Here is a 26,529-nt window from a genome sequence, read left to right on the forward strand (position 1 = left end):
GGCGCCCCTACGCCGCTCCCGATTTCACGGAGTTTCCATGGCTTTCCTGTTACGCCGCCTGGCCTTCTATCTGGCAGCCTTCATCGCGGCGGCGACGATCAACTTCTTCCTGCCGCGCCTGATGCCGGGTGATCCGGTGCAGATCATGTTCTCCAGCGCCGGCGCCGAATTGCCGCCCGAGAGCCTGAACGCGCTGAAGCTCACCTTCGGCTTCGTCGATGGCCCGCTCTGGCAGCAGTATCTGACCTATCTCGGCAGCATTTTCACCGGCGATCTCGGCCGGTCGATCAAGTATTTCCCGCTGCCGGTCACCTCCGTGCTCGGGCACGCGCTCGTCTGGACCGTCGGCCTGATGGGCAGCGCCACGATCATCAGCTTCACCATCGGCAGCTTCCTCGGCATTCTCGCCGCATGGCGCCGCGGCAGCGCTTTCGACGTCATCGTCTCGGTCGTCGCGATCTTCGCGACCTCGATTCCCGCCGTCGTCACCTCGCTGATCGTCGTTTTCATCTTCGGCTTCACGCTCGGCTGGTTTCCGAACGGCTATGCCGCCGATCCGTCGCTCGATCCGGCCTTCACGCTGCAATATATCGGCAGCGTCCTCTACCATGCCTTCCTGCCGATGATGACGCTCTGCGCCGTCATGACCGGCGGCTTTGCGGTGACCATGCGCAACAACATGATCAACCTGCTTGGCGAAGACTATATCGTCATGGCCCGTGCCAAGGGCCTCTCCGACCGGCATGTGATGATCTGGTATGCGGCCCGCAACGCGCTGCTGCCGACCGTCTCGTCGCTGGCGATCGCCATCGGCACCATCCTCGGCGGCTCGCTGGTCACCGAGGTCGTCTACAACTATCCGGGCATGGGCAACATTCTCTATCAGGCGATCCTGGCGCGCGACTATCCCGTCATCCAGGGCCAGCTGCTGATCATGACCACGACCATGCTGGTCGCCAATTTCATCGTCGATGTCAGCTATGTGCTGCTCGATCCGCGACTGAAGGGAGCGTGACATGAAGACCCTCATTTCCGGGCTCCTGCGCAATCGCAAGGCGCTCGTCGGCGTCGCCATCATCCTGTTCATCATCATCGTCGCCATCGCCGCGCCGCTGATCACGCAATATGACCCGACCGCCCGCACCGGCCGGCCGCACCAGGCGCCGTCGCTCGATCACCTGCTGGGCACGACGCGCATCGGCCAGGACGTGTTCTCGCGGCTGATCTACGGCGCGCGCACCTCGCTCGCCGTCGGCTTCGGCGCCGGCCTGCTGATCACCATCGTCGGCACCGCGCTCGGCATCATCGCCGGCTATCGCGGCGGCAAGACCGATGAAGTCATCAGCTTCTTCACCAATATGGTGCTCGTCGTTCCGAACCTGCCGCTGCTCCTCGTGCTCGCCGCCTTCATCGGCCAGGCCAGCCCGCTCGTCATCGCGCTGATCCTCGGCGGCACCTCCTGGGCCTGGGGCGCGCGTGTCACCCGCGCCGAGACGCTCTCCGTGAAGCAGAAGGATTACGTCAAATCGGCCGAGACCATGGGTGAGCCGCAATGGCGCATCATGATGTTCGAGATCTTCCCGAACGTCATCTCGATCGTCGGCATCAACTTCATCGGCAGCGTCATCTTCGCGATCATCACCGAAGCGACGCTGGAATTCCTCGGCCTCGGTGATCCCAAGGTCGTGTCCTGGGGAACCATGCTCTACAATGCACAGAAGGCATCCGCCCTTTCGGTCGGCGCCTGGTGGGATATCCTGACGCCCTGCTTTGCGCTCGCACTGCTCGGCATCGGCATGTCGCTCCTGAACTTCGCGGTCGATGAAGTCGCCAATCCGCGGCTTCGCACCGGTGGCCAGCTCGGCCGCTGGAAGGCACTGATCCGCACCGGGGAGGGCCGTCTGTGAGCCAGCCGCTTCTCTCGGTCAAGAACCTGACCATCGACTATATCGGCGAGGAAAAGGACTTCCGCGCCGTCGACGATGTGAGCTTCGACGTCGCCCCCGGCGAGGTCTTCGGGCTCGCTGGCGAATCCGGCTGCGGCAAGAGCACTATCGCCTTCGCCATCAGCCGCCTGCACAAGCCGCCGGCGCTGATCCGCAGGGGCAGCGAAATCCTGCTCGCCGGCCGCGACGTGCTCGATCTCGACAAGCAGGCGCTGGCCGATTTCCGCTGGCGCGAAGTCGCCATGGTGTTCCAGAGCGCCATGAACTCGCTGAACCCGGTGCTGCGCATCGAGGACCAGTTCTACGACGTGCTGAAGACGCACAAGGGCATGACCAAGGCGCAGGCGCGCGAGCGCGCCGCGGAGATGCTGAAGCTCGTCGACATCGCCCCGGACCGGATGCGCAACTATCCGCACCAGTTTTCCGGTGGCATGCGCCAGCGCATCGTCATCGCCATCTGCATGGCGCTCGACCCCAAGCTGGTCGTCATGGACGAGCCGACGACGGCGCTCGACGTCGTCGTCCAGCGCGAAATCCTGCAGCGCATCAACGAGCTCCGCCGCCAGTTCGGCTTCTCGGTGCTGTTCATCACCCATGATCTCGGGCTGATGGTGCAGTTCTGCGACCGCATCGGCATCATGCTCGCCGGCAAGCTTGTGGAGCAGAACACGGCCGAAGCGATCTACAAGACGCCGCAGCATGACTATACCAAGAAGCTCTGGGCCTCCTTCCCCTCATTGCATGGAGGCGTGCTCGCATGAGCGAAGCGATCCTCTCTCTCGACAAGGTCAACAAGACCTTCGGCCATGGTAGCTCGACGGTGCATGCCGCCCGCTCGATCTCGTTCTCGCTACATCCCGGCCGCGCATTGGCACTGGTCGGCGAATCCGGCAGCGGCAAGACCACCTGCGCCCGCATGGCGATGCGCGAATATGCGCCGACGACAGGCCAGATCCTCTACAAGGGAAAGCCCGTTGAAGCAGTCGGCCGTGCCGAGCTCGCCGACTACCGGCGCTCGGTGCAGATGATCTTTCAGGATCCGTTCGCCTCCCTGAACCCGGCGCACACGATCGCCTATCACCTGACGCGGCCGCTGAAGCTGCATCGCCCCGATATCAAGGCATCGGCGATCGATGCGACCGTGCGCGAGCTTCTGCAGCGCGTGCGGCTCGATCCCGATATCGTTGCCGCCAAGTATCCGCACGAACTCTCGGGCGGCCAGCGCCAGCGCGTGAACATCGCGCGTGCGCTTGCTGCCAAGCCGGAGATCATCGTCGCCGACGAGCCGACCTCGATGCTCGACGTTTCCGTGCGCCTCGGCGTCCTCAACCTGCTGAACGAGATGAAGCAGCAGATGAATCTCGGCCTTCTCTACATCACCCATGATATCGCCACGGCACGCTATGTCGCCGAGGATATCGCCGTGATGTATTCCGGCCAGATTGTCGAATGGGGACCGACGGCGGATGTCATCGACAATCCGATCCATCCCTATACGCGGCTGCTGCTTTCCGCCGTGCCGGATCCGGATGTGCGCTTCGATGATCCCAAAACGCGGCTGAAGCCGGAAGAGGTCGATGGCATCCGCAAGGCCGCCGCCGCGACGCAGGATACCATCGTCGAGGCATCACCCGGACATTTTGCCCGCAGCCTGTGACTTGCTCGCCTGCCTATGCTAGGGGAGCGGCCGAATAGAAGGCAAACGGCATGCTCCCCTGGATCGAACTCGACAAGGCAACCATTCCCGGCGACGGCGGCGAACTGCGGCTGAAGCAGCGCGGCTCGGAATTCTCCATCATGCTCGGCGCCAACGAGCTGATGAACAGCCGTCTCAGCGGTTCCGAAGAGGCGCTTGCCACCCTCTCCTACGAGCGCATCAAGGGCCGCAAGCGCCCGAAAGTTCTGATCGGCGGTCTCGGCATGGGCTTTACGCTCCGGGCAGCGCTTGCCGTCCTTCCCGATGATGCCGAAGTGGTGGTAGCCGAGCTTGTGCCAGCTGTTGTCGCCTGGGCGCGCGGCCCGATGGCCGAAGTCTTCAAGGGATGTTTAGACGATCCGTGCGTGACGATCTTCGAAGGCGATGTCGGCGAAGCAATCCGCGCCGCGAAGGCCGGGTTCGATGCGATCCTCCTCGATGTCGATAACGGCCCAGATGGCCTGACGCGCAAATCCAACGACCGGCTCTACGATTACGGCGGCATCAACGCCGCCAAGGCCGCACTGCGCGGCGGCGGCGTTCTCGCCGTCTGGTCGTCAGGCCCGGATACGAGCTTTACCCGCCGCCTCAAGGATGGCGGCTTTGCCACCGAAGCGGTCAGCACGCGCGCCGGAAAGGGACGCGGCGCGCGCCATGTCATCTGGCTGGCGGTGAAGCCCGGCCGTTAGCGCTTGAAGCCGTTGCGGGCTGCCGCGATCTCGCGGGCGGCTCCGTTTCGGATCTGCGTGGAATCGCCTGCCGCAATCACCAGATCGCAACCCAGCGTCAGCATTTCGCCGGCGCGAGCGCCGTCGCTGCCAAAAGCGCAGACGAACTTCTTGTGCGCCCGGCAGCGGGCGATCACATGCGACAGCTCCTTGTCGACCTCAGGCGTATCCGGCGCCACCTTGGCTCCATTCGAGAGCGCGATCGACAGGTCCGAAGGACCGACGAAAATGCCGTCGATACCCTCAACGCCGAGAATGTCGTCGACAGCCTCGAGCGCCGCGCGGGTCTCGACCATGGCGATCGTCACCGTCAGGTCGTTGGCCGTCTTCAGGTATTCGGAAGCCGGAATGCCAACATGGTTGAGCGCCAGGCTCGGGCCCCAGCTGCGCTCGCCGAGCGGCGGATATTTGGTGAAGCTGACGAGTGCTTCGGCATCCGCCTTGGAATTGACCATCGGCGCGATGATGCCTGAGAAACCGGCATCGAGAAGCCGCGAGGCGGCCGAGAAGTCGCCGACCGGAATGCGCGCCAGCGCCGGTTTTCCGGCAACCCGCACCTGGGCGACGGTGGCCGCAGCAGTGCCGAGGTCCCACATGCCGTGCTGCATGTCGAGGACGAGGGAGTCGAAGTCCTCCTGCGCCAGATGATTGACCATCAGCGGCGAGGGAATGCCGATCCACGCCGAGACCAGGCCGCCATGGCCGCCCTTCCTGATCTTTGCTGCGAAGCCGTCGATTGGCGATGGGGCGCTCATGTCATGTCTCCTTGCATTTCAAGCGATTGCGCGTTGGCGCGTTTCCAAGAAGTCCTCGATAAAGGCCTTCTGCAAAAGGACGCCGTCCCACTCGTCGGCGAAGAAGGGCGAGTCGTAGATCAGCGTGAAGGGGCCGGCATAACCGGCGGCGCGGCAGGCTTCCAGGCACTTGCCGTAGTCGTCAGCATCGAGCCCAGATGCATTGTAATCGGCCTTGGCGTGGCAAAGCTCGGCGCGGCCCATGATATCGGCGAGACCGGCATATTTCGCAGGCGCCGACCAGTTGCCGAGATCGCCGTTGAGGCCGATCTTGCCTTCGAGACCGTCAAGCAGCCAGTTCATCTGCTCGGGTGCCGGCAGCAGGTCGAACCAGTTCTCGACGACGACGCGGATACCGCTGCCTTCGGCCTGCGCGGCCAGCCATGTCAGGTTCGTCAGCGCGCGCTGCAGGCTCTCTTGCGACGGCTTCTGCTTGCCGGCGATGACGCGCATGTTCTCCGCTCCGAGCGCCTTGGCGATCTCGATCCAGCCGGCAATCCAGCGGATATCGCGCTCGCCGGTTTCGGGATGGCTCGGGTCTCCGTCTTCAACGAGCAGCGTCTGGAACAAGACGCCCGATGCCTTCATCGCGGCGCGGAACTCGGCGAGATAGGCCGGGTCGAGGCTCGGCAGGTGGAAGGAGCAGAGCTCCAGGCGATAGATGCCGCGCTCGGCAAGCTGCTTCGGCAGCTCGATCAGCGAAGCGCCGCCAGCGCCGTACGGCTCCTGGCGGGCCGCACTCTTGGCCGGATCCGGGCTGTAGGAATAGGTCGGCCCGAGCAGGCGGTGCAGCGACCAGGTGGAGACCGCGAAGCGGCCGTTCGGCAATGACGTCATTATCTTACTCCTCCGATTTCAGATAACTTTCGGGCCGTCTCAGAACCCCTCCTGCACCACCGGCTCGATCGCCAGCGCTGCCGAAAGCAGCGCTTCGTCGCAATTGGCAGGCGCCGACAGCAGGAAACCGACGGGCATATCGGCATCGCCGCGGCCGCAGGGCATCGAGACGCCGCACCAGTCGAGGAAATTGCCGAGCAGCGTGTTGCGCAGGGTCTTGCCGTTGGTCGCGATGAACAGATCGTCGTCCTGCTCCAGCGGCGCGATCGGCGGGGCAACGTGGGCGACGGCAGGAAAGGCCAGAAGACGATTGCCGATCAGCGATTCCGAGGCGGCGATCATCTTCGTCCGCGCTTCCAGGATCGCCACGTAATCGGCCATGCTGGTGCGCTCGCCAAGCCGGGTGCGCAACACGACGCGATGGTCCATGCCATCGGCCTCGGGGCCGGAAAGGCGCGCGCGATGAAGAACAAAGGCTTCCGCCGAGGCCAGCGGACCATGTTTCGCCATCAGCGCGATGATCTCGTCGAAGACCGGCATTGCGATCCTGGCGAATTTCACACCGGCGCGCGAAAGCCGTTCGACGCTCGCCTCGAAGGCCGCAACCACGCCCGGTTCGGCACCGTCGAAGACGATGTTCTCGGGAATGACGATCTCCAGGCCGTCAATACCACGGCGGCGGACTTCGGACGCCGTTCGCCCACGCATCGCCGCGTCGATCCAGACGGCATCCTGCACGGTGCGGCAGAGAGGCCCCAGCGAATCCAGGCTCTTGGCCAGCGGGAAGACGCCGCCCATGGCATAGCGGCCACGGGTCGCCTTGTAGCCGGTGATGCCGTTCAGCGCGGCGGGAATGCGAATGGAGCCGCCGGTATCCGTACCCATGGCCACCGGCACGAGGCCCGCTGCGACGGCAGCACCCGCGCCGGACGACGAACCGCCCGGTATGCGCGGCTGGTCCTTGCCGTGGGGATTTTTCGGCGTTCCGTAATGCGGGTTGATGCCGAGGCCGGAGAAGGCGAACTCGCTCATGTTCGTGCGGCCGAGCGCAATCATCCCGGCCTGCTTCAGCGCCATGACGATTGCCGCGTCGTTCTTTGCCGGCGGCGCATCGGCGAGAACCGTCGAGCCTGCCGTCGTCGCCATGCCCTCGATGTCGAAGAGATCCTTCCAGGCGATCGGGATGCCATCGAGCACGCCGAGCGAACGGCCCTGCTTAACGCGCGCGGCCGACGCCTCGGCTTCGGCAAGGGCCCGTTCCTCGGTCAGCGAGATGAAGATCGCCTTATCCGGATAGGATTTGATGCCTGAAAGGATCGATTCCGTCACTTCGACGGGATCCGCTTCACCGCTTTGAATAAGGACAGAAAGCTGCGCAATGGACATTGCGCCATATGATTTGGTCATGGAGAAAATCCGCAATCTCTGCTGGCTCAAAGACCTACCGCGGATCGCCCGTCATCGCCAGTACCGGATCGGGCAATAACGGCTATTGATGTCATTTTCTGAACACTGCGTTTGCCAAGCGACGGCTTAAATTTGATGAGGCGGCTACATAAATGTGTGGCGCACGCGGGCTCCCACCTGCTGTGAGCGGTGGCTCATATCAGGTCTCGCGGCAATATTCGGAGTTCATGCCATGACCAATTTTGACAGTTTTAGCGCCGGCGACGGCGAGCAGGATTATGCCGAACATGTGAAGGCCCAGCGGCTTTCCGGCATAGAGCGGCTCGTTGTCGTCGCAGCGATCGCGCTCCTCGCGATCGTCGGCCTCACCGGCCACTTCACCACACCGGTCGCAACCGATCCGGTGACGACCTCGGCAATCGCCGCGCCGGTCACTTCCGTTCCACACCCTCATCACCATCTCGATTCCTGCCGCGAATACAGCCCCTACGCGGAAAAAGGCTGCTGACGGCAGCGACATGGAAATCCACGCGGCCTCCCATATCTTCCCCGCATAAGGGAGGCGCCCCATGTCCAGTGATCTCAATTTCGATCTCGACCGTTTCATCGACGCGCAGAACGGCATCTACGGCCAGGCTCTGTCGGAGCTGAAGGCCGGCCGCAAGCGATCGCACTGGATGTGGTTCATCTTCCCGCAAATCGCGGGCCTCGGAACATCGTCGATGGCGGAGAAATATGCCATCCGTTCCGCCGAGGAAGCCGCCGCCTATCTGGCCGATCCGATTCTCGGAACGCGGCTGCTTCGCTGTGTCGATGCGATGCTCTCGGTCAATGATCGCAGCGCACACGACATTCTGGGCTCGCCCGACGACCTGAAGTTCCGGTCGTCGCTCACGCTCTTTGCAGCAATCAGCGACCACGGGTCGCCCTTTCACCGGGCGATCGACAAATATTATGCGGGGGAGTTCGACAAACGCACCGTCGAGCTTCTGGACGCCGCCAACTAGCGGCCAGGGGAATGTTCCAGATTGTCGATTTCCTGGGTGACTTCGCTGAGGCGCTGGCGCAGATCGGCTTCGGTGCCGTCTTCGACCTCTTCGTCGCCGAAACAGTCGCGCGCTTCATGAAGCTCGAGCTTGGCTTCCAGCTCGGCGCGCTTGGCATACAGGCGATGGAGGTAAGTGTAGTTCATCTCACTGCCACGGGTTCTTCCTGACCAGGAAGGTAACGCGTCGCCGCCACGGAGGTTCCACGGCGGCGCTGCGCTTTAGCAGTAGGAAGCGATTGCAGCACTGGCCGCCTTGGCAAAATGGCTGCAGCAACCGCCACTGCCCATTGCCTGGCGCGTCACGCGCGCACCTTCGAGAAGAAGCGTGAGCGTATCGGCCAGGAGCTGCGGCTCGCTGGCACCGGCTGCAGCGCAGAGGGCAACGAGGCGGTGGCGCTGATCGGCCTTGTGGCGCTCGATGACGCCATAGGCCGGATGGCCCTCGCCCTTCAACTCGATCGCCGCATTGGCAAGATCGCAGCCCGCCGGCTCGCCGTTCAGACAGTGCGCGCGGCCTTCGACCCAGGCATCGAGCTGAGCGCGCGGATTGCCAGGATGGGCGGTCTCGAGATCACGCCAGATCTGCTCGGCCTTTTCCGATGCCCGCCGCAGGGTTTCACAGATCAGTTCGTCCTTGGAGCCGAAGTGCCTGTAGAGCGTCATCTTGTTGGTGAGCGCCGCATCGGCAATGGCATCGACGCCGATGCCGCGGATGCCGTGCTCGCGGAAAAGCTCCGAAGCGGTCGAAACGATACGTTCCCGCGGGGGAATCTTTTCGTCTGTCATGCCCTGGGAGATTTCATTCGAAGTTTCTGATTTTTTTGAGGACGAAGTCCTTGACATCGATGTGACCGATCGGTAACAAATGCATTGTTACTTACCGGTAACACCGCTGATCGCCAAAGTCAATGCCGAGAGGGCAGGCTGCGACAGCGGAACACGGGCAGCTGCCCACGAAAGGAGGACTTACCATGACACAGAACAGAGACCTGACCATTTCCGAAGCTCTTCGCGACCCGATGATCGCCATGGTGATGCGCGCCGATGGCGTCAAGCTTGAAGACTTCAAGCAACTCCTTGAGACGGCAGCCCGCAAACGCGAGGCCAGTACCTCGAAGGTAGGCAATTTCATCAACGCCATCGCCAACCGGGCAAAAAGCAACCCGCCCTCCGCTTGCTGCTTCGGTTGACCTCCGGGGATGTTCCCTGCCCCCGTGCGAAAGCCGCCGCAATCCCCCATGCGGCGGCTTTTGCTGTTTTTGGCGGTTGCTTGCTGCTCCGATGCGACTGATATAATATGACCAACTAGATGGTCATGAGGGTGCAGCGATGACTCAGGTCAATTTGGCAGACGTGAAGACGCATCTCAGCGAACTCGTCGAGCGCGTCGAGGCAGGCGAGACGGTGCAGATCTTGAAGCGCGGAAAGCCGGTCGCCGAGATCGTCCCTATCAAGAAGCCGCGCAAGCCAATCGATCTGCAGGCTCTTCGCGCGTTACGCCACTCGCAACCGAAACAATCAATGGACGCCGGTACGTTCGTCCGCGACATGCGCGATAGCGAACGATACTGAATGTTTTATCTCGATACGTCAGTCATCGTTGCCGCACTGGTCAATGAAGAGGCAAGCGAACGAGCCAGCGCCTTTCTGTGGGAGTCCGTCAATACAACCCGCGTGGTCGTCAGCGATTGGACACTGACTGAATTTTCGTCGGCCATAGCGCTGAAAATTCGCACGGGACAGCTCAACAGCGACTATCAAGCCGAGATTCAAAACGTCTTCGACGGTTTGGTCATGGAAACGTTCGAGCTCATCCCGGTCGAGCGGCGCCATTTTCTGCTCGCAGCAAAGCTTGCCGCTCAGCGAAACGTCAATCTCAGAGCCAGCGATGCCCTTCATCTGGCAATTTCCGAAGAGACGCGCACGGAACTTGTAACGCTTGACCGCCGCATGGCAGAAGCCAGCGCGGCGCTGGAGATCGCCGCGCGTCTGATCTAGAGCGCCACCAAGTGCCCCGGTGACACTTCCCGGTATTCAAGCGGATTGATCGCATAGTCGACCGGCCGGATGGGGCTCCTGAGCTCGTCATTTGCCGCCGCCCGCTTCTCGCGCCGGCGATCTGGGTCGGGAACGGGCACCGCCGACATCAGCTTCTTCGTATAGTCGTGCTGCGGATTGCCGAAGACGGCGGCGCGGGGGCCGATTTCGACGATCTCGCCGAGATACATGACGGCGACGCGGTGGCTGACGCGCTCGACGACAGCCATGTCGTGGGAGATGAACAGGAAGGCCAGGTTCAGGCTCTGCTGCAGGTCGAGCATCAGGTTGATCACCTGCGCCTTGATCGAGACGTCGAGCGCGGAAACGCTCTCATCGGCAACGATGACTTTCGGCTCCAGGGCAAGCGCGCGGGCGATGCAGATGCGCTGGCGCTGGCCGCCGGAGAACTCGTGCGGGAAGCGGAAGGCCATGTCGGGCGTCAGGCCGACCTTGGTCAGGAGATCGGCGACGCGCTCCTTCGCGTGCTTCGCGGTTCCCATCCTGTGTTCGAGATAGGGTTCGGCAATGGCATCACCAACGCGGATGCGCGGGTTGAGGCTGGCGAAGGGATCCTGGAAGATCATCTGCACAGTCTTGCGCATCTCGCGCATACCGGATTTATCAAGCGACAGCACATCCTTGCCGTCGGCGATGACGGAGCCGCTCTGCGCCTCGATCAGCCGCATGATGGCGCGGCCGGTCGTGGACTTGCCGCAGCCGGATTCGCCGACCAGCGACAGCGTCTCTCCGGCGTGGAGATCGAAGGAGACATTCTCGACGGCATGGACGCGGCCGGTCAGCTTGCCGAACAGGCCGGAATGGATGTCGAAGCGCTTGGTGAGGTTTCTGACCTCCAGAACCGGACGAGCGGTCGAGGCGACGGTATCGGCCGTTTCGACCGGCTTGTCGGATTCCCCGGTCGCAGTGTTGACGACGGGAAAGCGCAGCGGGCGCTCGTAGCCGGTCATCGAGCCCAGAACCGGCACAGCCGAGAGCAGCGCGCGCGTATAAGGGTGCTTGCCGCGATGGAAGATGTCGGCGGTCTCGCCGGTCTCTACCTGCTCGCCGCGATACATGACGACAGTGCGGTCGGCGATTTCGGCGACGACACCCATGTCATGGGTGATGAAGAGAACCGAGGTGCCCTCCTCTTCCTGCAGCATCTTGATGAGGTCGAGAATCTGCCCTTGAATGGTCACGTCGAGCGCCGTCGTCGGCTCGTCGGCGATCAGCAGCTTCGGGCGCGAAGCCAGCGCCATGGCGATCATCACGCGCTGGCGCATGCCGCCGGAGAAGCGGTGCGGATATTCGTCGAAACGCGAAGCGGCCGAGGGGATACGGACCTTCTCGAGCAGCCGTATGGTCTCGGCGCGTGCCTCGGCCCTCGACATCGACCTGTGGCAGAGCAGCGCTTCCGAGATCTGATCACCGATCGTGAAGAGCGGGTTGAGCGAGGTCATCGGCTCCTGGAAGATCATCGCGACATCGTTGCCGCGCACCTTACGCATCTGCTCTTCGGGAAGAGCAAGCAGATCGCGGCCGCTGAGCATGATCTTGCCCTCGATGCGGCTGGAATCGGCCTGCAGCAGACGCATGATCGACAGCGAGGTGACGCTCTTGCCCGAACCACTCTCGCCGACGATCGCCACCGTCTCGCCCGGTGCCACATCGAAGGAGACATCGCGCACCACAGGCTTCCAGGTGCCGTCGACGAGAAACGATGTCGTCAGATTCCGGACGGAGAGAACCGATTCCGTGGCCTGACTTTTCTGAGCTTCCGCGATCATGGTCGTTCCTTCGTTTCTGTTGCTCCCGGCAGGCCCGGCGCTGCGGCAGTCTTAACCCTCCCCCTTGTGGGGAGGGTGGCCGGCAGGCGGGAGGGGTATGGAGACCGCCCCGCCGTCGCTTTTTAATCCGGCCAGCGCAGAGCGCCGTCGAAGCGGTGCTTGCTACGGTTCTCGATCGGCGTCGCGATGATCTCGTTGGAGGCGCGCGCCTTGTCGAGTTCCTCGCCAATACGGCTGGCGACGATCTTTTCCTGGCCCGGATGCAGGTTGCAGGGATCGAGGTAGAAATAGTGATGCTCGACCTCGTGATCGCGCACGATGATCGGCGGCGTGCCGCGCGCCAGCGCATCGGCGAGATCCCAGGCGGTGATGTGGGCCTCATCGGCCTTGATGATGACGCGCATGCGGTCGAGCGGGTTGTTGGTCGGGTCGGGCTCGATCAGGGCAGTGACGCCCGGACGGCCGTCGAGCGTCTGCTTCCAGAGATTGAGATAACCCGTCTCGCGCTCGCGGATGCCGGCGTGATCGCGCTTCTCCCAGGCTTCCAGAGCCGCCATGACGCCGAAGATGCTCTCCTTGCCGACTTTCATGCCGCGGCCGATGCCCATGTTCTGCAGGAAGACGTTGCGCACCAGCTCCTTCTTGCCGGCGACGATGCCCGAGGTCGGGCCGCCCAGGAACTTGTGGCCGGAATAAAGCGCGATATCGGCGCCCTGCTCAAGGAAGATCTTCAGATCATATTCCGAAGCGGCATCGACGATGACGGGCACGCCCTTGGCATGGGCGATCTCAACGAATTCCTTGAGGTTCAGCAGGCCGTAATCGACGACATGATGCGAGACCACATACACAGCTGCGGCGGTCTTTTCGGTGATCGCATTTTCCATGTGAAAGCGATGCGTCGAGGTGGCCTGCCCGACGAGCACGACCTTGCCACCGGCCAGACGGATCGCCTGATCGACGGGCGCGCCGTAGCTGACGACGTGGCCCATCTGCACGAGAACTTCGTTCTTGTCGGTGATGACTTCAGGAAGCTTTTCGATCGCCAGCAGATTGTTGCCGGTGATGGTGCCGGCGACCGCCAGCGAAATGCCTGCCGAGCAGGACGCAGTGACGAAACCGGCCTCGCCGCCCGTCAGCCGGGCGATCACGGCGCTCGCCTTGCGCTGCAGATCGTTGACCTCGACGAATTGCGGCAGGATCGACGACATGGCGGCGATCGCCTCGGGAACGACGATCGATGCGCCGAGGCTGGTCATGGTGCCGGAAACGTTGATGACCGGGCGAAGGCCGATCGACGGGCGGATGTCATCAGACATTGTTGTCTCCAATTTCGAGTGCCTGGTCACATGGGGTGTTGCGATTTGCCTCAGTGACGGCTATGCCATAGTAATGTAATAAACTCGCATCTGCATACGAGGGACGTGGAATTGGACGGCAAGACATCATCTCCGGTTTACTCCGAAGACAACACCTCCGCCGAAGAGACCGGCAGCGAAAAGACCGCACGCCGCTCGCGCGTGAGCGGCATCGACCGTGCTCTGCAGGTGATTGATTACCTTTACGAAACCGGATCGCCGGCGGGTGTCTACGCGATCGCCAAGGCGGTCAAGGCGCCGCTGTCGACGGTCTATGTGATCGTCGACGATCTGGTCGAGAAGAACATGCTGACGCGCAATACGGACGGATCCGTCTGGCTTGGACCGCGGCTCTACCACTACGGCCTCGCCTATGCCCGCTCGCTGGATTTCATGAGCGTTGCCACCCATGAAATGCACGATCTCTGCCGAGAAGCCGGCGAGACCGTGCAGGTCTGCGGCCGCGACGGCGATTACATGCTGGTGCTCGCCATGGCCGACGGCCCGAGCCATTTCCAGGTGGCATCGCGCGTCGGAACGCGCGTGCCGCTGAACTGGACGGCATCCGGTCGCCTGCTGGCAGGCCACCTGCCGGAGGCCGAGCGTGTCGAACTCTTCAAGCGCTGCGCCAAGACCTCGCCGACGGGACGCGCCGAGATGGATGCCGAAGTGCTGTCGAGCTCGGCGGGCGCCGCTTTCGACGCGCGCCTGTCGATCCAGGCCGGTGAATCGGACTATGCGGTTGCCTGCATAGCCTCGCCGATCTGCGACCGTGACGGCGAGTGCGTTGCGACCATCTCCATCGTCCTTCCCGAACAGAAGGCCTTTTCGGACGAGAACCGCTACACGGCGCATGTGCGCGCGTCGGCGGAACGCATCGAAAAGATCATGGGCTGGCGCAACCACTGACGTCTCCCTTCAGTCCCTGAGCGCGACGATCGCTTCGATCTCGACGGTGATATTGCCGGGAAGCGAGCCGAAGCCGACAGCCGAACGGGCATGCTGGCCGGCTTCCTCGCCGAAAACATCGTTGAAGAGGTCGGAGCAGCCGTTGATGACGCTCGGATGATCGAGGAAGTCCGGCACGGCATTGACCATGCCGAGCAGCTTGACGACGCGCTTGACGCGCGAGAGATCGCCCAGCGCATCCTGCATGACGGCGAGCAGGTTGATGCCTGTCAGCCGCGCATGCTTGTAGGCGTCCTCGACGCCGACAGTGCCGCCGACCTTGCCGGTGTGCAGAAAGCCATCGGCTTCCCGCGGCCCCTGGCCGGAGAGATAGAGAATATTGCCCTCGATGACATGCGTCACGAAGTTGGCGATCGGCGGCGGCGCCGGCGGCAGGGCGATGCCGAGCGCGGCCAGCCTTTCGGCAGGCGTGCCCGAGATCTTGGCGGTAGCTGGAGACGTGTTCACGTAGGCTCCTGTCATGCGATTTCTGTTTTCTTCTCTTAGCGGTAGGAATAGCCGTGGCTGTGACGAACCAGCCTGCGGGCGCGGGGGATGTAACGGCTGGCGGTGATCGCCTCGCTGCCGATGACGGCGTAGCGCGGCTCGAACAGCTTATTGAGCACTGAGACGTCGCCGTTGGAATCGGTCGCCTCGATGTCGGAATCGATCAGGTCGAAGATGGTGAAGTCGGCGCGCTGGCCAACGGCCAGGCGGTTTTCCATCGACAGCTTGATGACCGATGCCGGGTGATGGGTGACGGCTTCCACGACCTTGTCGAAGGGCATGCCGACCGAGAGCAGCTTCGACATCGTCGTCGCCAGATCCCAGACCGGGAAGTTCATCGAGTGGCCGTGCAGGTCGGTCGAGATCGAGAACGGCAACAGGCCGCGATTGATCGCCGCTTCCGCCACTTTGAAGGAGAAGGAGGCGCCGCCATGGCCGATATCGAGGCGGATGCCCTCGCCGGCGCAGCGTTCGGCCAGATTGAAGAGATCCTCGTCTTCCATGATGCTCGAACCCGCCTTGCCGTTGAAGCAATGGGTAACGACGTCGCCGGGACCGAGAATTTCCAGGACTTCGTCATAGAGCGCCGGCGGCTCGCCGACATGGACCATCATCGGGATCTTCAGGATCTTGGCGATCTTCTTGCCGAGCTTGACGGGGGTCACGCCCCAGGAGCCGGTGATGACGTGGCTGGCGCGCACCTTCAGGCCGACGATATGCTCGCTGTTTTCGGCATAGCATTCGAGGATGCGATCGAGATCGATATCCTTGATGTCACGCAGTTCGGTCACGCGGTTGCAGGCGACGAGGCCGATGGACCCGAGATTCAGGAACGCCTTGATGCGCTCTCTGGATGGCTCGATGATGTATTCGCGGAAACCGTGGAAATTGGCTTCGCCGGCCGATCCCGCATCGACGAGCGTGGTAACACCGCGCTCGGCGCCGCATTCCGACGGGCGGATCGAGATATCGGTGCCGCCATGCCAGATATGGACGTGCAGATCGACCCAGCCGGGCGAAATCCAGGCGCCCTTGCCATCGACGCGCGCCACATCATCGCCAACGGCGAGCTGCTGGCCGATCTTGGCGATCTTGCCCTCGCCATCGACAAGGATATCGACAGCACCAGTAGGCGTATCGGCACCGAATGCCATCGGCTTCACATTGGTGAGGAGGAGCGGCTTGGCCGCTTTATCACCGGTCATTTACAAGTCCTTTCGAAGTTTGGGATCGAGCATGTCGCGCAGACCGTCGCCGACCATCTGGAGCGAGAGCACGGAGAGAATGATGGCGACACCCGGAAACAGCGTCATCCAGTCGGCCTGGCCGATATATTGGCGGCCGGCCGCAATCATGGTTCCCCAGGTCGGGATTTCCGGGCTGACACCGAGGCCGAGGAAGGAGAGCCCGGCCTCGGCGAGCATGGCGCTGGCAAACAGGAAGGTCGCCTGCACCAGGATCGGCGACAGGAGGTTCCTCAGCACATGGCGCGTCATGATGTGGAAGGTCGAGATGCCAAGCGCCTGGGCCGCCTCGACATAGGGCAGCTCGCGGATGACAAGCGTCGAGGCGCGCACGATACGGGCGAGACGCGGCGCATAGACGATAGACAGCGCGACGATGACGGTGGTCAGCGACGGGCCGAGTGCAGCGACGAGAGCGATTGCCAGAAGAATGTCGGGGAATGCCATCATCGCATCGATCAGGCGGGCGATCGGCGTATCAAGCTTCTTGAAGAAGCCCGCGAGCAAGCCGAGCGTCACGCCGATCACCGCCGAGAGCGCCACGACCGCGGCACCAACCAGCAGCGACAGCCGTCCCGCAAAGATGGTGCGCGACAGCACATCGCGGCCGAACTCGTCGGTGCCGAAGAAATAGGTTCCGCTCGGCGGCTTCAGCCGATTGACGATCGAGAGCTTCGATGGCGAATAGGGCGCGACCCACGGCGCGAAGATCGCCAGCAGCACGAAGATGACGAGGATGAGGACGCCGAAGGCGACCGTCTTGCGCTTCAGGAAGCGGCGGATGAACTTGCGGCCTTCGCTTTCGGCCGGCTTGATCGCGATATCGCTCATCAGTAGCGCACCCTCGGATCGACCAGCAAATAGAGCATGTCGATCGCAAAATTGATCAGGACGTAGAGCGCGGCTATGACAAGCAGTGCGCCCTGGATGACCGGATAGTCGCGGCGAAGAACGGCCGAGACGACGAGATTGCCGACGCCGGGGAGACCGAAGACGGTCTCGGTCACCACTGCGCCGGAGATCAGGACGGCAGCCGTCAGGCCGAGCACGGTCAGGATCGGGATCAGCGCGTTCTTCAGCGCATGCTTGAGGATCACCTTGCGCTCGATCAGGCCCTTGGCGCGCGCCGTGCGGATGTAATCGTCGCCGAGCACATCCAGCATCGACGCGCGGGTAAAGCGCAGGATCAGCGCCGATGAGACGATGCCGAGCGCAAAGGCGGGCAGCGTCAGGTGATACATCCGGTCGAGGAAGGTCGAGCCGGGACCACCGTAGCCAGAGACCGGGAACATGCCGAAACGGACGGCGAAGATCTGCATCAGGATCAGACCGAGCCAGAAGCTCGGGATGCTTGCCGCAAACATCGCAAGCGTCGTCGCCGCCTGGTCGACGAAGGAGCCGCGCCGGTAAGCTGCGTAGATGCCGATCGGCAGGGCGATGATGCTGGCAATGGCAAGCGAGAAGATCGTCAGGAAGAAGGTCGGTTCGGCACGATCGAGAAGTGCCGAGGTGACCGGCATGTTCAGGAAGATCGACTGGCCGAGATCGCCCCTCAGGAGCTGACCGACATAATAGATGTATTGGACGCCGAGAGACCGGTCGAGGCCGAGGCTGGCGCGCAGATCGGCAATATCCTGCGACGTCGCATCGGGACCGAGCATCACAGCCGCCGGATCGCCCGGCGTGACGCGCACGATGACGAAGACGATCGTGACGACGAGGAACATCACGACGATCATGCCCGCAAGGCGCTGGAGGATGTAGCGTATCATGGATCCGTCTCTGTGCCGCCAGGCACGATGGAAGAAGGATACCGGCGCGAACGCACCGGTATCCTGCGATGGGTCGTTACTTCTTGATGGACGCGTTCCAGAAGTACGGCCACGGAGCCGGATCGACGCCTTCGAGCTTGTTCGACTTCGCCGAAACAGCGTTGAAATCACCGATCTTCATGTAGGGCAGCTCGTCATACATCGCCTTCTGGACATCGGCCCAGAGCGCGATGCGCTTCTGCGGATCGACTTCCGAGGTGAAGGCATCGACGGTCGCCTTGCGTGCCGGCGTATCCCACCAGCCGGGCGAGCTCGGCGACAGCGAGCCGATCAGCGCCGGTTCGGGCAGGAACGGGCTGTGGGTGATGTAGATATCCCAGAGCTTCGGATCGGTGCGGCGCTGTGTCAGCGTTGCCCAGTCGACGACCTGCAGGTCGACGGTGAAGCCCGCCATCTTCAGGTATTCGGCGGCAACCTGCGCCATCTTGTAATGGAACTCGTACTGGCGGCTCGTCAGGATGCGGATCGGCTCGCCATTGTAGCCGGCCGCCTTGGCGGCGGTGGCAGCGCCTTCCGGATCGGCGACATTGTAATTGCCCTCGACGCCGGCATCGGTATTCCAGGCGAAGGGCTTCGGATAGATATCGCCGTCAAGCGTGTAGAAATCCGTGCTGCCGAAGGCCGCTGCCAGCATGTCTTCCATGCTGAGCGCCTGGCGGATCGCCTTGCGGACCTCGACATTCTTGGCAATGCCTTCCTTCGTATTGAAGACGAAGACCGGATAGCCGAAGGGCTTCAGGATGACCGGCTGCGAGGCGCTCGATCCCTTCAGCTTGTCGAAAGACTCGACAGGGATAGAGTCGACATAATCATACTGTCCAGAGACGGCAGCCTCGACGCGGGTATTGGCATCCGGAACCGGCACGAAGCGGATTTCGTCGAGATACTGGTGACGCGCGCCGCCGTAGCCATTGCTCTCGCCATCACGCGACTTGTAGCCGTCGAAGCGCACGAGCTGGATATACTGGTCCGCCTTGCGCTCCTTGAGCATGTAGGGGCCGGTACCGATGAATTCCTTCATCGGCTCGTCCTGCTTTTCAGACGGAATGATGATGGCGGCGGAATTGTTGAAGGCCAGCAGCGATGTCAGCGGCGCATAGGGCTGCTTCAGCGTGATCTTGACGGTCGCCGGATCGACGGCGGCGATGGAATCGATGAAGCCCGCGACCTGCTTGCCGCGCGAAGCGATCTTCGTCCAGCGATTGAGCGAGGCGACGACGTCATCGGAGGCCATGTCGGTGTTGTTGTGGAACTTGATGCCGGTGCGCAGCTTGATCGTGTAGGTCTTACCGTCGGCGCTGATTTCCGGCAGGCTCTCGGCCAGCAGCGGCGTGACGTTCCAGCTCTTGTCGAACGTATAGAGCGTTTCGAAAATGTGCTGCGTGACGATGCCGACCAGATCGGCGGTCGAGGACATCGGGTCGAGCGTCGGCGGCTCGCCGATCGTCGCGACGTTGATGACGCCACCCTTTTCCTGAGCCATCATCGTTGTCGGCAGAGCGACCAGCGCAGTGCCGAGAAGGAAAGCGACAAGAGTCTTCATTTCATGCTCCCGGTTTGTTGTTCCGCAATTATGTTATATCAGGTTTTATAATAGAATATCTGCGGAAGTGGTCCTGTCAACCGGGAAAGTGGCTCTATGAGCAGAAATGAAAAGAGTCCGCTTATGGACGGAGATGCCGGGCATCGCCCCTCTTGCGCCGAGGGGAGCGCCATGCGATTGCGCGGCAGCATTTGAAGGCGGACCAGCTATGACACCATCCCGATATTCCGATTTTGCCGAGGACATGAAGGCCCGTTTGGCCGATCTTCACGAGCGCGGAGACCGCTACCAGACCTTCGATCTGCATGTGGAGCTCGCCATGGGCTCAAATCTGCTCGTCTATGAAATGCGCAAGCAGAAGGGGCAGATCGATACGATGGCCTATGCCCGCACGGCCGATGGCGACCGACCGGTTTCGCCCGCGGCCGCCTATGAGCGCGTCCTGTCGTTTCTGGCGATGCAGCACCATATCGCGCTGTCGGGCGAGCCGATGATCAAGCTGCACGAGGACTATCCGCATGCAGTGATCAATGTCGAACTGCGAGCGAAGGGCGCGCCGTCGAAAAGCTCCACCAGGATGATCCTCGTCGGCGTCGACGATGCCGAAGATGCCGGGCGCTATGTGGCGGCGAGCGGAGAGCCGCGCGGGGTCGTCAGCAGCAGGCCCTATGCCTCGAAGCGGCTCTGGGAATGGAAATGAGACGCCCGCGCGCGATGGCCCGGCCACGCAGCGCATAGAAAACCGAAGAGCGGATCTTGCCGATCCGCTCTTCGAGAACATGCAGATGCTTCAGCCGATCTCAGAATTCGACCTTCACGCCCGCATTTGCCGACCAGGAGTTGACCTCGCTGGTATAGGTCCCGAGCGTTACGCCGCTGTAGAGCGTCGTCTGCGGGTTGACCTGCAATTCACCCGACAGTCCGAAACGGCCGCCGACAAGGTTGCGGTCGCTGATGGCGGAGACCATGAAGTCCGTGCCGCTCAGGCTGGCGTTCAGGCCGGAAGCCCCGAGGTTCAGCGTATCGACGAGGGCAGCGCTCAGCGAGACATTCGCCACCATGCCGTTCGTCAGCTTCGTCTGGTTGGTCAGCTTGCCTTCCAGAATGCCTTCGAGCGTGTGTGAAGTACGGTCGTCGTAGGAGATGTTCTGCGTCGAGCCGGTTTCGGAATAACCCTGATAGAAGCCTGCCGTGTAGCGCAGCCGTGCCGCCGGGGTGAAGGTCCAGCCCGGAGCGACCTCATGCTTCTGCGAGATGGCGATCTCCGGCGAGACGTACCAGCCGGCAAAAGAGCCGCGGGCCGGATCGGAGCCGAAGATCTCGCGGCGGCTGTCATTCTCGATGCCACCAGCCACCAGCGAGCTATCGAGCGTCACGCCGCTGAAATCGTTGCGCATGTAGACGCCGCCGAAGCCGGTATTGCCGGCCGTCTGGCCGGAGCCGTCGTCGGCGCGGTTGATGATGCGGCCGTAACCGGCGAGCACGCCGAAGCGGCCGTCGTCGAACTGGCGGTCGACACCGGCGGCAACGCCGTAATTGCTGGAGCGCGTGTCGTTATCGTTGTCGAAGGTCTGGCCGCCGAAGGCGCGCATCCAGAACAGGTTGCCGAAGCGGTCGACAGCCGTGCCCTCGCCAAGCTTCTGAACGGCGGCTGCCGAACCCGTCGGCTTCTTTTCCTCGGCATAGCCGAGAGCGCTGGTGCCCGACGATTCGCTACCGCCGCCTGCAGAAGAACCGACATCGATATTGAGGATCGAGCCGATGACATTGCCGACGGAATTCGTATAGCCGCGAACTGCCGCATCCATCGATGAAGCGCCGGGATCGACGACCTCGAGCCTGCCGTTGTTGCTATTCGAATCCACCGAGACGATCAGCGACTGGCGGGAGTTGTTCAGGCTGATCTGGTTGAGCGCCGTCTCGTAATTGTCGACGGCGAGAGAATAGCTGCCGGAACCGAAGTTCGTAGCGTTGTTCTCGGTGGAGTCATAATCCACCGCGCCCTTGATGACCGAGCCCGGCAGAAGGTTCAGCGTGTTTCCGTCAGAGCTAAACCGGATGGAGTTCACGCCGCCGGAGATCGTGCCGCTATTGGTGATGGTTGTGGAACTGGAGGCGAGAATACCGTACGTGCCGCCGGAAATCGTGCCGCTATTGTCAATGGTCATAGCGCCACCGTTCGCGGAAATGATCGCGTTCAGGTCGGCCGAGATTGTGCCGCTGTTGCTGATCGAGGCGGAAGTATTGGATGTTGAGATCACCCCCGTCTGTCCAGTGATCGTGCCGCTGTTCACCAGCAAAAAATCCCCGGTAGAGGCCGCATATACGCCTTGGAAGTCGCCCGCGATCCGACCGCTATTGTTTACGCTGATTTCATCGGAGTAACCTATAGCCAGGGCCTGCACGCCGGCAATCGAACCGCTATTGGCAATCCTTAGAGTTTCTCCGTCATAAGCCTGAACACCACCATCAATCACACCGGAGTTTGCGAGATCGAGGCTGGTGTCGCTGGACCAAATGCCATAGCTGTAGCCGGAAATCGTCCCGGTATTGGTCACCCTCGCAACAGACTCGTCGCCATTCAGGAAGAGACCGTAATAGTCGCCGGAAATCTTGCCGCTGTTGACGATCGTGGCGTTGTCGACACGTTGAAGGCTTACGCCGTAAAGATAGCTGATGCCGCCGGCTGCGTAGATATTGCCGCTGTTCTCGAGCGAAAATTCTGCTTGTACGTCTTCAGCATAGATCCCGTTCTGGGCACCGGAGATCGTTCCGCTGTTCTGAATGGAAATGCTTTGCCCGTTGATGTCGGCAAGGTTGATTCCGGAATTCGTTTCGCCCGAAATCGTGCCGATATTGGTGATGGCGATCGTTGAATCATCCCATCCGCCCGAGTCGATATTCAGGCCGTTGTAAGCGCCCGAGATCGTACCGCTGTTCGAAATGACCCCGCCCTCGATGCGATAGAGATCGATGCCTGTGCCGGCGACGCTCGAAATCGTGCCGCTATTGTCGACCGCGATATTTCCAACGACATAGGCGTACAAACCGGCGCTGCTACCAGCGTAATGACTACCGAAATTGTCAGCCCCCGTACTGGCAATCGTGCCGCTATTGTTGATCGAAAAGTCGCCGACATATCCAAAGCCGACACCGAAATCATGGCCGCTGATCGTACCGGCATTGTTGATCACCGTCCCATCAGCGGTCTCATTGCTACCGGGCAGGGTCTGAACGGCAATACCGGCCGAGACAGACTGATCGGAACCCGAAATCGTGGCGCCGGCGGCGTTGGTAATGGTGTTGTTGCTCGACGCCTCGATCTCGATACCGATCTCATCGCCAGAAATCTGCCCGCCGGCCAGGTTATTAATCGAGATACCGTCGGAAGCGGGAGCGACGTAGACCGCAGTCTCAGGCGAAGAGATCGTACCCGAATTCTCGACGGTACAGTCAGTCTGGCCGGCAATGACATTGCCGGATACAACGCAATCCGCCGCCATCGCGCCATTGACCGGCATCGTCGCGAAAAGCGCGACAGACGAAACGCCTGCGAGGAAGACCGCCGTCAAAGCGCGATTTCGTCCACCTGGCATCACCTGGCCGCCTGCGGTCAGAGTTGATTTGCTCATTTAAAAAGTCCTCTGTCGCGGGCGAAATTCAGGGCCCGCAGTCCTGTCCAATCGAGTCGGCGCCCCGGTGAACGCCTTGTATGAAAAAGCAAATCTCATGGCGGCCCGGCTTCGACAACGGATGCGTCAAAAATGGACGGTGGCGCCTCATGACGCCTCCGCCCTGACCGCCAAAGCCCTGGAAAAGGCGTCGTCCAGAATGGATAGTTTGGTCGCCTGCGTTTGCGCATACTGCCTGCGGAAATCGTGCGAGATCCAGAGAGGCGAGCGCCCGCGCAAGCCGCTCCAGCCGACGCCTCCCGCAGCCTCGGCCGCCGAAAGCTTGCGGCTGACATGCGCGCGCGACAGACCGGCGAAGCTCGCGAGAAAGGAGATGGAGGTGATATCCGTCTCGTATCGATCGAATGTCGCAGGGATCGTCAGGTCGATGCCGCCAAAGAGCCGGTCCATGATCAGGCCACCGGCATCGACACGCGAAAACGTGGCATAGAGCGGGCCCGAGTTGCGGATCCCCGGAGCCGCCAGCAGGCCGTCGGCCACATCCGGCTGCATCTGCAACAGCAGGCTGTCCGCATCGGCGCGGAACAGGCCGGCGCGGCTGCCGCCGTCGATGACATCAAGCGCTTCGAAATGCAGGCCATACCAATGGGCGAGCATGCCGATGACTTTCGGCGACGGTACGAACCGGTGATGGCCGCCGGGCCGGCGCAGCGTCACCAGCCGGACGAAATCGTATTTCAGCGCCTCGTCGATGAAGGCATGCACGGTGTTGCGGCTGGCGATCGCGTAGCGGTCCGACATCTCCACCAGAACGGGCCGCGTCAGACCGCGGCCGATGCCACCCGTCCTGAAATGCGCCCCGAGCGCCGCGTGGCAGAGCAGCCAGCGCTGTTCGGTCGCAAACAGCGCGGCAATGCGCGGCTCCGCCTGATGTGTCGCGACGAAAGCCTGCGCCAGGCGCTGCAGCGCCTCGGAAAAGACCGGATCGAAGGGATCGAGGGCCGCCATTGCTAGGCGATCATGCCGGACGACGTCCGGCTCAAGCGCCCGCGCTGCAGAAGAATTGTAATGCAGGCCCATCATCCCTTCGCGTCTTCGTTTGAGACCGCCAGGCGATTTGCGCGGGCGGCGACCCGCCGCTCCGTTAAAGGCGTTCGCTGCCGGCAAGGTCGATGCAGTTGATAGGCGAGCCACTGCGGGACGTCCTGAATAGGACTGGCAGTGTTCTGAAAAACTTCTGAATTTTTCTGAATGCACCACAGGAGCGGAACTCTCCCGATGATGGCCGCCAGTACGAGTTGACGGCTGAGCTCCACCTTTCCTATGTAGGGGCTCATGTCGCGGCCGCTTCACGGTAGGATCGGGTGTTTCGTTTTACTGAATTTGCTTTCGATCCACATCGTGCCGAGCTCCTGCGCCCCGACGGACAGACGATCCGCCTGCGGCCGCAGGCGAGCGCGCTGCTGCAGTTTTTCATCGACAACAACAAGCGCATCCTCAGCAAACATGACCTGATGGAAGCGGGCTGGCCCGGCATTCACGTCGCCGAAGACAGCCTGTTTCAATGCATCCGGGAAATCCGCAAGGCACTCGGAGACGAGGCGCGGCAGACGCTGAGGGTCGTCTCGCGCCGCGGCTATATTCTCTCGGCGACCGCGATCTCCGATGGGCTGGAAACAGCACCCGATGGCGGCGATGCGGATCGGCTCCCCTCCCCGCGTAGAGCAGCCTCCAGGCCTTTCGTCTCGCGGACAAAGCTTCTATCAGGCGCCTTCATCGTCATAGCGGCGCTGGCAGGACTGACCTATCACTTCATCGCAAGCGACCAGACGCAGCCGTCGTCGCCACCCGTGATCGACATCCTACCGATCGCCGATCTGACCGACGATCCGCAGAGCGGGCCGATGATCCGCGGCATCACCAATCAATTGCTGGACGGGCTCGCCCGCACCGGCGGCGTGCAGGTGAGACCGCCGGAACCCGCGTCCACGGGCGGCGATAATCCTCACCCCGGCTTCCAGCTACAGCAAGAGCTTGAACGCAGCGCTCAGGCATGGACCCTCAGAACCCGGATCATCGATGCCTCGACCCGCGAAATTCGCTTCTCCAGCGAAGCTGCGCTTGACGCTGATGTTACCGATGAGGCGCTCGGCCAGACCCGGCTTGCGGCGAGCGCCGGTTACGCCATCGCCACCTGGCTCGACCAGCAGAGGGAAGCTCCTTTCAGAAGGAGCCCTGACGCCGCCAACGCGGCGATCGAGCAGGCGATCAGCTCGATCAACCAGACGACCAAGGAGCGGTTCGCGACCGCGCGATCGATCCTCGAAACCTATCTCGCCCAGCAGCCCGACAATGTCGATCTACAGGTCGCGCTTGCCGCCCTGCATCTGCGCGGCATCCAGCTCTCATGGTACGGCGAGGCAGAGAAGGCAAAAAAGGAAGAGGATGCCCGCGCGCTGATCGAGAACGCGCTGAAGAGCCGCCCGATGTCGGCCAATGTGCTCGGCACCTATTGCCGGTTTCTCGCGGCGACGAACGCGTTTTCCGAGGCATTGGTCGCCTGCGCGCGTGACCTGGACCTCAATCCGTGGGACGGCGGAGCGCTCTTCAATCTGGGGCTGACGCAGATCCAGCTCGGCCGCTTCGAGGATGCGCTCTCGACCTTCCAGCGGGCCGACCGATTCAATACGCCCGATGTCTCCCGCTGGACCTGGCTGCTTGGCGCCGGCTGGGCAAATGTGATGCTCGAGCGCGACGAGGAAGCCCTGACCTGGCTGCAGCGTGCCATCGCCATCACCCCGGGCACCGGGCGGGCGCATATGCTGCTCGCCGTCGCCTATCAAAGGCTCGGCCGGACGGCGGATGCGAAGAATGCGCTTGCCCAAGCTCTCAAGCTCCGCCCGGGCTCGACCGCCAGCAACATCTCGCTTCCTGCGGAAAATGTCAGCCAGATCTATCTCGACAAGCGCCAGGAGATCAGCAACATCCTCATCGAACTCGGGCTGCCGCCTGGCTGAAATTGCGGGATTTTGATCTCGATCAAGGAAGCGGGTGCCTGAGCAGCTAGGTTTGTCTCGCGGGCCGGGAGCGCCCGCGTCAAGTGGGGCAACTTGACAGAGGCTTGGCCGGTCCAGGGGCATGGCGCCGGGCAAGCCTCCGCGTCCCCGCTCTCCTTCCCTGCA

Annotated in this window: 27 protein-coding genes; 13 read left to right on the forward strand and 14 right to left on the reverse strand. The window is 62.3% G+C overall.

Annotated elements, in window-relative coordinates:
* The first annotated feature begins 37 nt into the window (after positions 1-37).
* From ABIE40_RS25985 to ABIE40_RS26005, 5 genes are read left to right on the forward strand one after another with little or no spacing between them, the layout of a single operon-like run.
* The gene (locus tag ABIE40_RS25985) at positions 38-1,015 is read left to right on the forward strand and encodes an ABC transporter permease (protein WP_199625326.1); all 978 of its coding nucleotides are present in this window, start codon (positions 38-40) and stop codon (positions 1,013-1,015) included.
* Positions 1,016-1,028: 13 nt separating this feature from the next.
* On the forward strand, positions 1,029-1,907 hold the full coding sequence (locus tag ABIE40_RS25990; RefSeq protein ID WP_413712516.1) for an ABC transporter permease: 879 nt from the start codon (positions 1,029-1,031) through the stop codon (positions 1,905-1,907).
* Positions 1,904-2,707, forward strand: a complete 804-nt coding sequence (locus tag ABIE40_RS25995; RefSeq protein WP_199625327.1) for an ABC transporter ATP-binding protein — start codon at positions 1,904-1,906, stop codon at positions 2,705-2,707. The genes ABIE40_RS25990 and ABIE40_RS25995 overlap by 4 nt, the downstream gene beginning before the upstream one ends.
* On the forward strand, positions 2,704-3,603 hold the full coding sequence (locus ABIE40_RS26000; protein ID WP_199625328.1) for an ABC transporter ATP-binding protein: 900 nt from the start codon (positions 2,704-2,706) through the stop codon (positions 3,601-3,603). The genes ABIE40_RS25995 and ABIE40_RS26000 overlap by 4 nt, the downstream gene beginning before the upstream one ends.
* 50 nt (positions 3,604-3,653) lie before the next feature.
* Positions 3,654-4,331, forward strand: coding sequence for a spermidine synthase (locus tag ABIE40_RS26005; protein WP_199625329.1), 678 nt, complete (start codon positions 3,654-3,656; stop codon positions 4,329-4,331).
* Here ABIE40_RS26005 and ABIE40_RS26010 read toward each other — a convergent pair.
* Genes ABIE40_RS26010 through ABIE40_RS26020 form a run of 3 tightly spaced genes read right to left on the reverse strand, consistent with a single transcriptional unit; the run spans position 4,328 to position 7,408 of the window.
* Positions 4,328-5,125 carry an HpcH/HpaI aldolase family protein gene (locus ABIE40_RS26010; RefSeq protein ID WP_199625330.1) on the reverse strand — a complete coding sequence of 266 codons (798 nt, stop codon included), beginning with the start codon at positions 5,123-5,125 and terminating at the stop codon, positions 4,328-4,330. The genes ABIE40_RS26005 and ABIE40_RS26010 overlap by 4 nt on opposite strands.
* An 18-nt stretch (positions 5,126-5,143) precedes the next feature.
* Positions 5,144-6,001 (reverse strand): sugar phosphate isomerase/epimerase family protein, encoded by an 858-nt coding sequence (locus tag ABIE40_RS26015; RefSeq protein ID WP_199625331.1) that lies wholly within the window; start codon positions 5,999-6,001, stop codon positions 5,144-5,146.
* A 39-nt stretch (positions 6,002-6,040) separates the two neighbouring features.
* Positions 6,041-7,408, reverse strand: coding sequence for an amidase (locus tag ABIE40_RS26020; protein ID WP_199625332.1), 1,368 nt, complete (start codon positions 7,406-7,408; stop codon positions 6,041-6,043).
* Between the two features lie 232 nt (positions 7,409-7,640).
* On the opposite strand from ABIE40_RS26020, the gene ABIE40_RS26025 reads away from it, so the two are divergent.
* Together ABIE40_RS26025 and ABIE40_RS26030 are read left to right on the forward strand one after the other, a co-directional pair.
* Positions 7,641-7,916, forward strand: a complete 276-nt coding sequence (locus ABIE40_RS26025; protein WP_112712103.1) for a hypothetical protein — start codon at positions 7,641-7,643, stop codon at positions 7,914-7,916.
* 61 nt (positions 7,917-7,977) lie between these two features.
* Complete coding sequence (locus tag ABIE40_RS26030) at positions 7,978-8,415, forward strand: DUF1810 domain-containing protein (protein WP_199625333.1); 438 nt, start codon at positions 7,978-7,980, stop codon at positions 8,413-8,415.
* On the opposite strand, the gene ABIE40_RS26035 is transcribed toward ABIE40_RS26030, so the two are convergent.
* On the reverse strand, positions 8,412-8,600 hold the full coding sequence (locus ABIE40_RS26035) for a hypothetical protein (protein ID WP_112712107.1): 189 nt from the start codon (positions 8,598-8,600) through the stop codon (positions 8,412-8,414). The two genes, ABIE40_RS26030 and ABIE40_RS26035, sit on opposite strands and share 4 nt — an antisense overlap.
* 75 nt (positions 8,601-8,675) lie before the next feature.
* Positions 8,676-9,299, reverse strand: coding sequence for a TetR/AcrR family transcriptional regulator (locus ABIE40_RS26040; protein WP_130283724.1), 624 nt, complete (start codon positions 9,297-9,299; stop codon positions 8,676-8,678).
* A gap of 128 nt (positions 9,300-9,427) precedes the next feature.
* On the opposite strand from ABIE40_RS26040, the gene ABIE40_RS26045 reads away from it, so the two are divergent.
* From ABIE40_RS26045 to ABIE40_RS26055, 3 genes are all read left to right on the forward strand, one after another.
* Entirely contained in the window at positions 9,428-9,646 is a 219-nt protein-coding gene (locus ABIE40_RS26045) for a hypothetical protein (RefSeq protein WP_112712111.1), read from the forward strand.
* Between the two features lie 139 nt (positions 9,647-9,785).
* Positions 9,786-10,028, forward strand: a complete 243-nt coding sequence (locus tag ABIE40_RS26050) for a type II toxin-antitoxin system Phd/YefM family antitoxin (protein ID WP_199625334.1) — start codon at positions 9,786-9,788, stop codon at positions 10,026-10,028.
* Positions 10,029-10,454 carry a type II toxin-antitoxin system VapC family toxin gene (locus tag ABIE40_RS26055; protein WP_199625335.1) on the forward strand — a complete coding sequence of 142 codons (426 nt, stop codon included), beginning with the start codon at positions 10,029-10,031 and terminating at the stop codon, positions 10,452-10,454.
* Here the strand turns inward: ABIE40_RS26055 and ABIE40_RS26060 are convergent.
* Entirely contained in the window at positions 10,451-12,283 is a 1,833-nt protein-coding gene (locus ABIE40_RS26060; protein ID WP_199625336.1) for an ABC transporter ATP-binding protein, read from the reverse strand. The two genes, ABIE40_RS26055 and ABIE40_RS26060, sit on opposite strands and share 4 nt — an antisense overlap.
* Before the next feature lie 122 nt (positions 12,284-12,405).
* Positions 12,406-13,602, reverse strand: a complete 1,197-nt coding sequence (locus tag ABIE40_RS26065; protein WP_199625337.1) for an aminotransferase class V-fold PLP-dependent enzyme — start codon at positions 13,600-13,602, stop codon at positions 12,406-12,408.
* Between the two features lie 105 nt (positions 13,603-13,707).
* Here ABIE40_RS26065 and ABIE40_RS26070 point away from each other — a divergent pair, with 105 nt between their 5' ends.
* Positions 13,708-14,550 (forward strand): IclR family transcriptional regulator, encoded by an 843-nt coding sequence (locus tag ABIE40_RS26070; protein WP_130283715.1) that lies wholly within the window; start codon positions 13,708-13,710, stop codon positions 14,548-14,550.
* A gap of 9 nt (positions 14,551-14,559) precedes the next feature.
* Here the strand turns inward: ABIE40_RS26070 and ABIE40_RS26075 are convergent, their stop codons facing one another.
* The 5 genes from ABIE40_RS26075 to ABIE40_RS26095 all read right to left on the reverse strand — a co-directional run bounded on the left by ABIE40_RS26075 (position 14,560) and on the right by ABIE40_RS26095 (position 19,715).
* Complete coding sequence (locus ABIE40_RS26075; RefSeq protein WP_130283713.1) at positions 14,560-15,072, reverse strand: RidA family protein; 513 nt, start codon at positions 15,070-15,072, stop codon at positions 14,560-14,562.
* 20 nt (positions 15,073-15,092) lie between these two features.
* Positions 15,093-16,301 carry an amidohydrolase/deacetylase family metallohydrolase gene (locus ABIE40_RS26080; protein ID WP_199625338.1) on the reverse strand — a complete coding sequence of 403 codons (1,209 nt, stop codon included), beginning with the start codon at positions 16,299-16,301 and terminating at the stop codon, positions 15,093-15,095.
* The gene (locus tag ABIE40_RS26085; protein ID WP_112712127.1) at positions 16,302-17,171 is read right to left on the reverse strand and encodes an ABC transporter permease; all 870 of its coding nucleotides are present in this window, start codon (positions 17,169-17,171) and stop codon (positions 16,302-16,304) included.
* Positions 17,171-18,112 (reverse strand): ABC transporter permease, encoded by a 942-nt coding sequence (locus tag ABIE40_RS26090; RefSeq protein ID WP_162708614.1) that lies wholly within the window; start codon positions 18,110-18,112, stop codon positions 17,171-17,173. The genes ABIE40_RS26085 and ABIE40_RS26090 overlap by 1 nt, the downstream gene beginning before the upstream one ends.
* Before the next feature lie 76 nt (positions 18,113-18,188).
* Positions 18,189-19,715 carry an ABC transporter substrate-binding protein gene (locus ABIE40_RS26095; protein ID WP_199625339.1) on the reverse strand — a complete coding sequence of 509 codons (1,527 nt, stop codon included), beginning with the start codon at positions 19,713-19,715 and terminating at the stop codon, positions 18,189-18,191.
* A gap of 208 nt (positions 19,716-19,923) precedes the next feature.
* Here ABIE40_RS26095 and ABIE40_RS26100 point away from each other — a divergent pair, with 208 nt between their 5' ends.
* Positions 19,924-20,415, forward strand: a complete 492-nt coding sequence (locus tag ABIE40_RS26100; protein WP_199625340.1) for a hypothetical protein — start codon at positions 19,924-19,926, stop codon at positions 20,413-20,415.
* 100 nt (positions 20,416-20,515) lie between these two features.
* On the opposite strand, the gene ABIE40_RS26105 is transcribed toward ABIE40_RS26100, so the two are convergent.
* A complete protein-coding gene (locus tag ABIE40_RS26105; RefSeq protein ID WP_199625341.1) occupies positions 20,516-23,347 on the reverse strand; it encodes an autotransporter outer membrane beta-barrel domain-containing protein in 2,832 nt (943 codons plus the stop codon).
* Between the two features lie 147 nt (positions 23,348-23,494).
* Positions 23,495-24,430, reverse strand: coding sequence for a hypothetical protein (locus ABIE40_RS26110; RefSeq protein WP_199625342.1), 936 nt, complete (start codon positions 24,428-24,430; stop codon positions 23,495-23,497).
* A gap of 281 nt (positions 24,431-24,711) precedes the next feature.
* Between ABIE40_RS26110 and ABIE40_RS26115 the strand changes: the two genes are divergently transcribed.
* A complete protein-coding gene (locus ABIE40_RS26115; protein ID WP_199625343.1) occupies positions 24,712-26,364 on the forward strand; it encodes a tetratricopeptide repeat protein in 1,653 nt (550 codons plus the stop codon).
* Positions 26,365-26,529: the final 165 nt, after the last annotated feature.

The organism is Rhizobium sp. OAE497 (genome assembly GCF_040546565.1).
Taxonomy (GTDB): domain Bacteria; phylum Pseudomonadota; class Alphaproteobacteria; order Rhizobiales; family Rhizobiaceae; genus Rhizobium.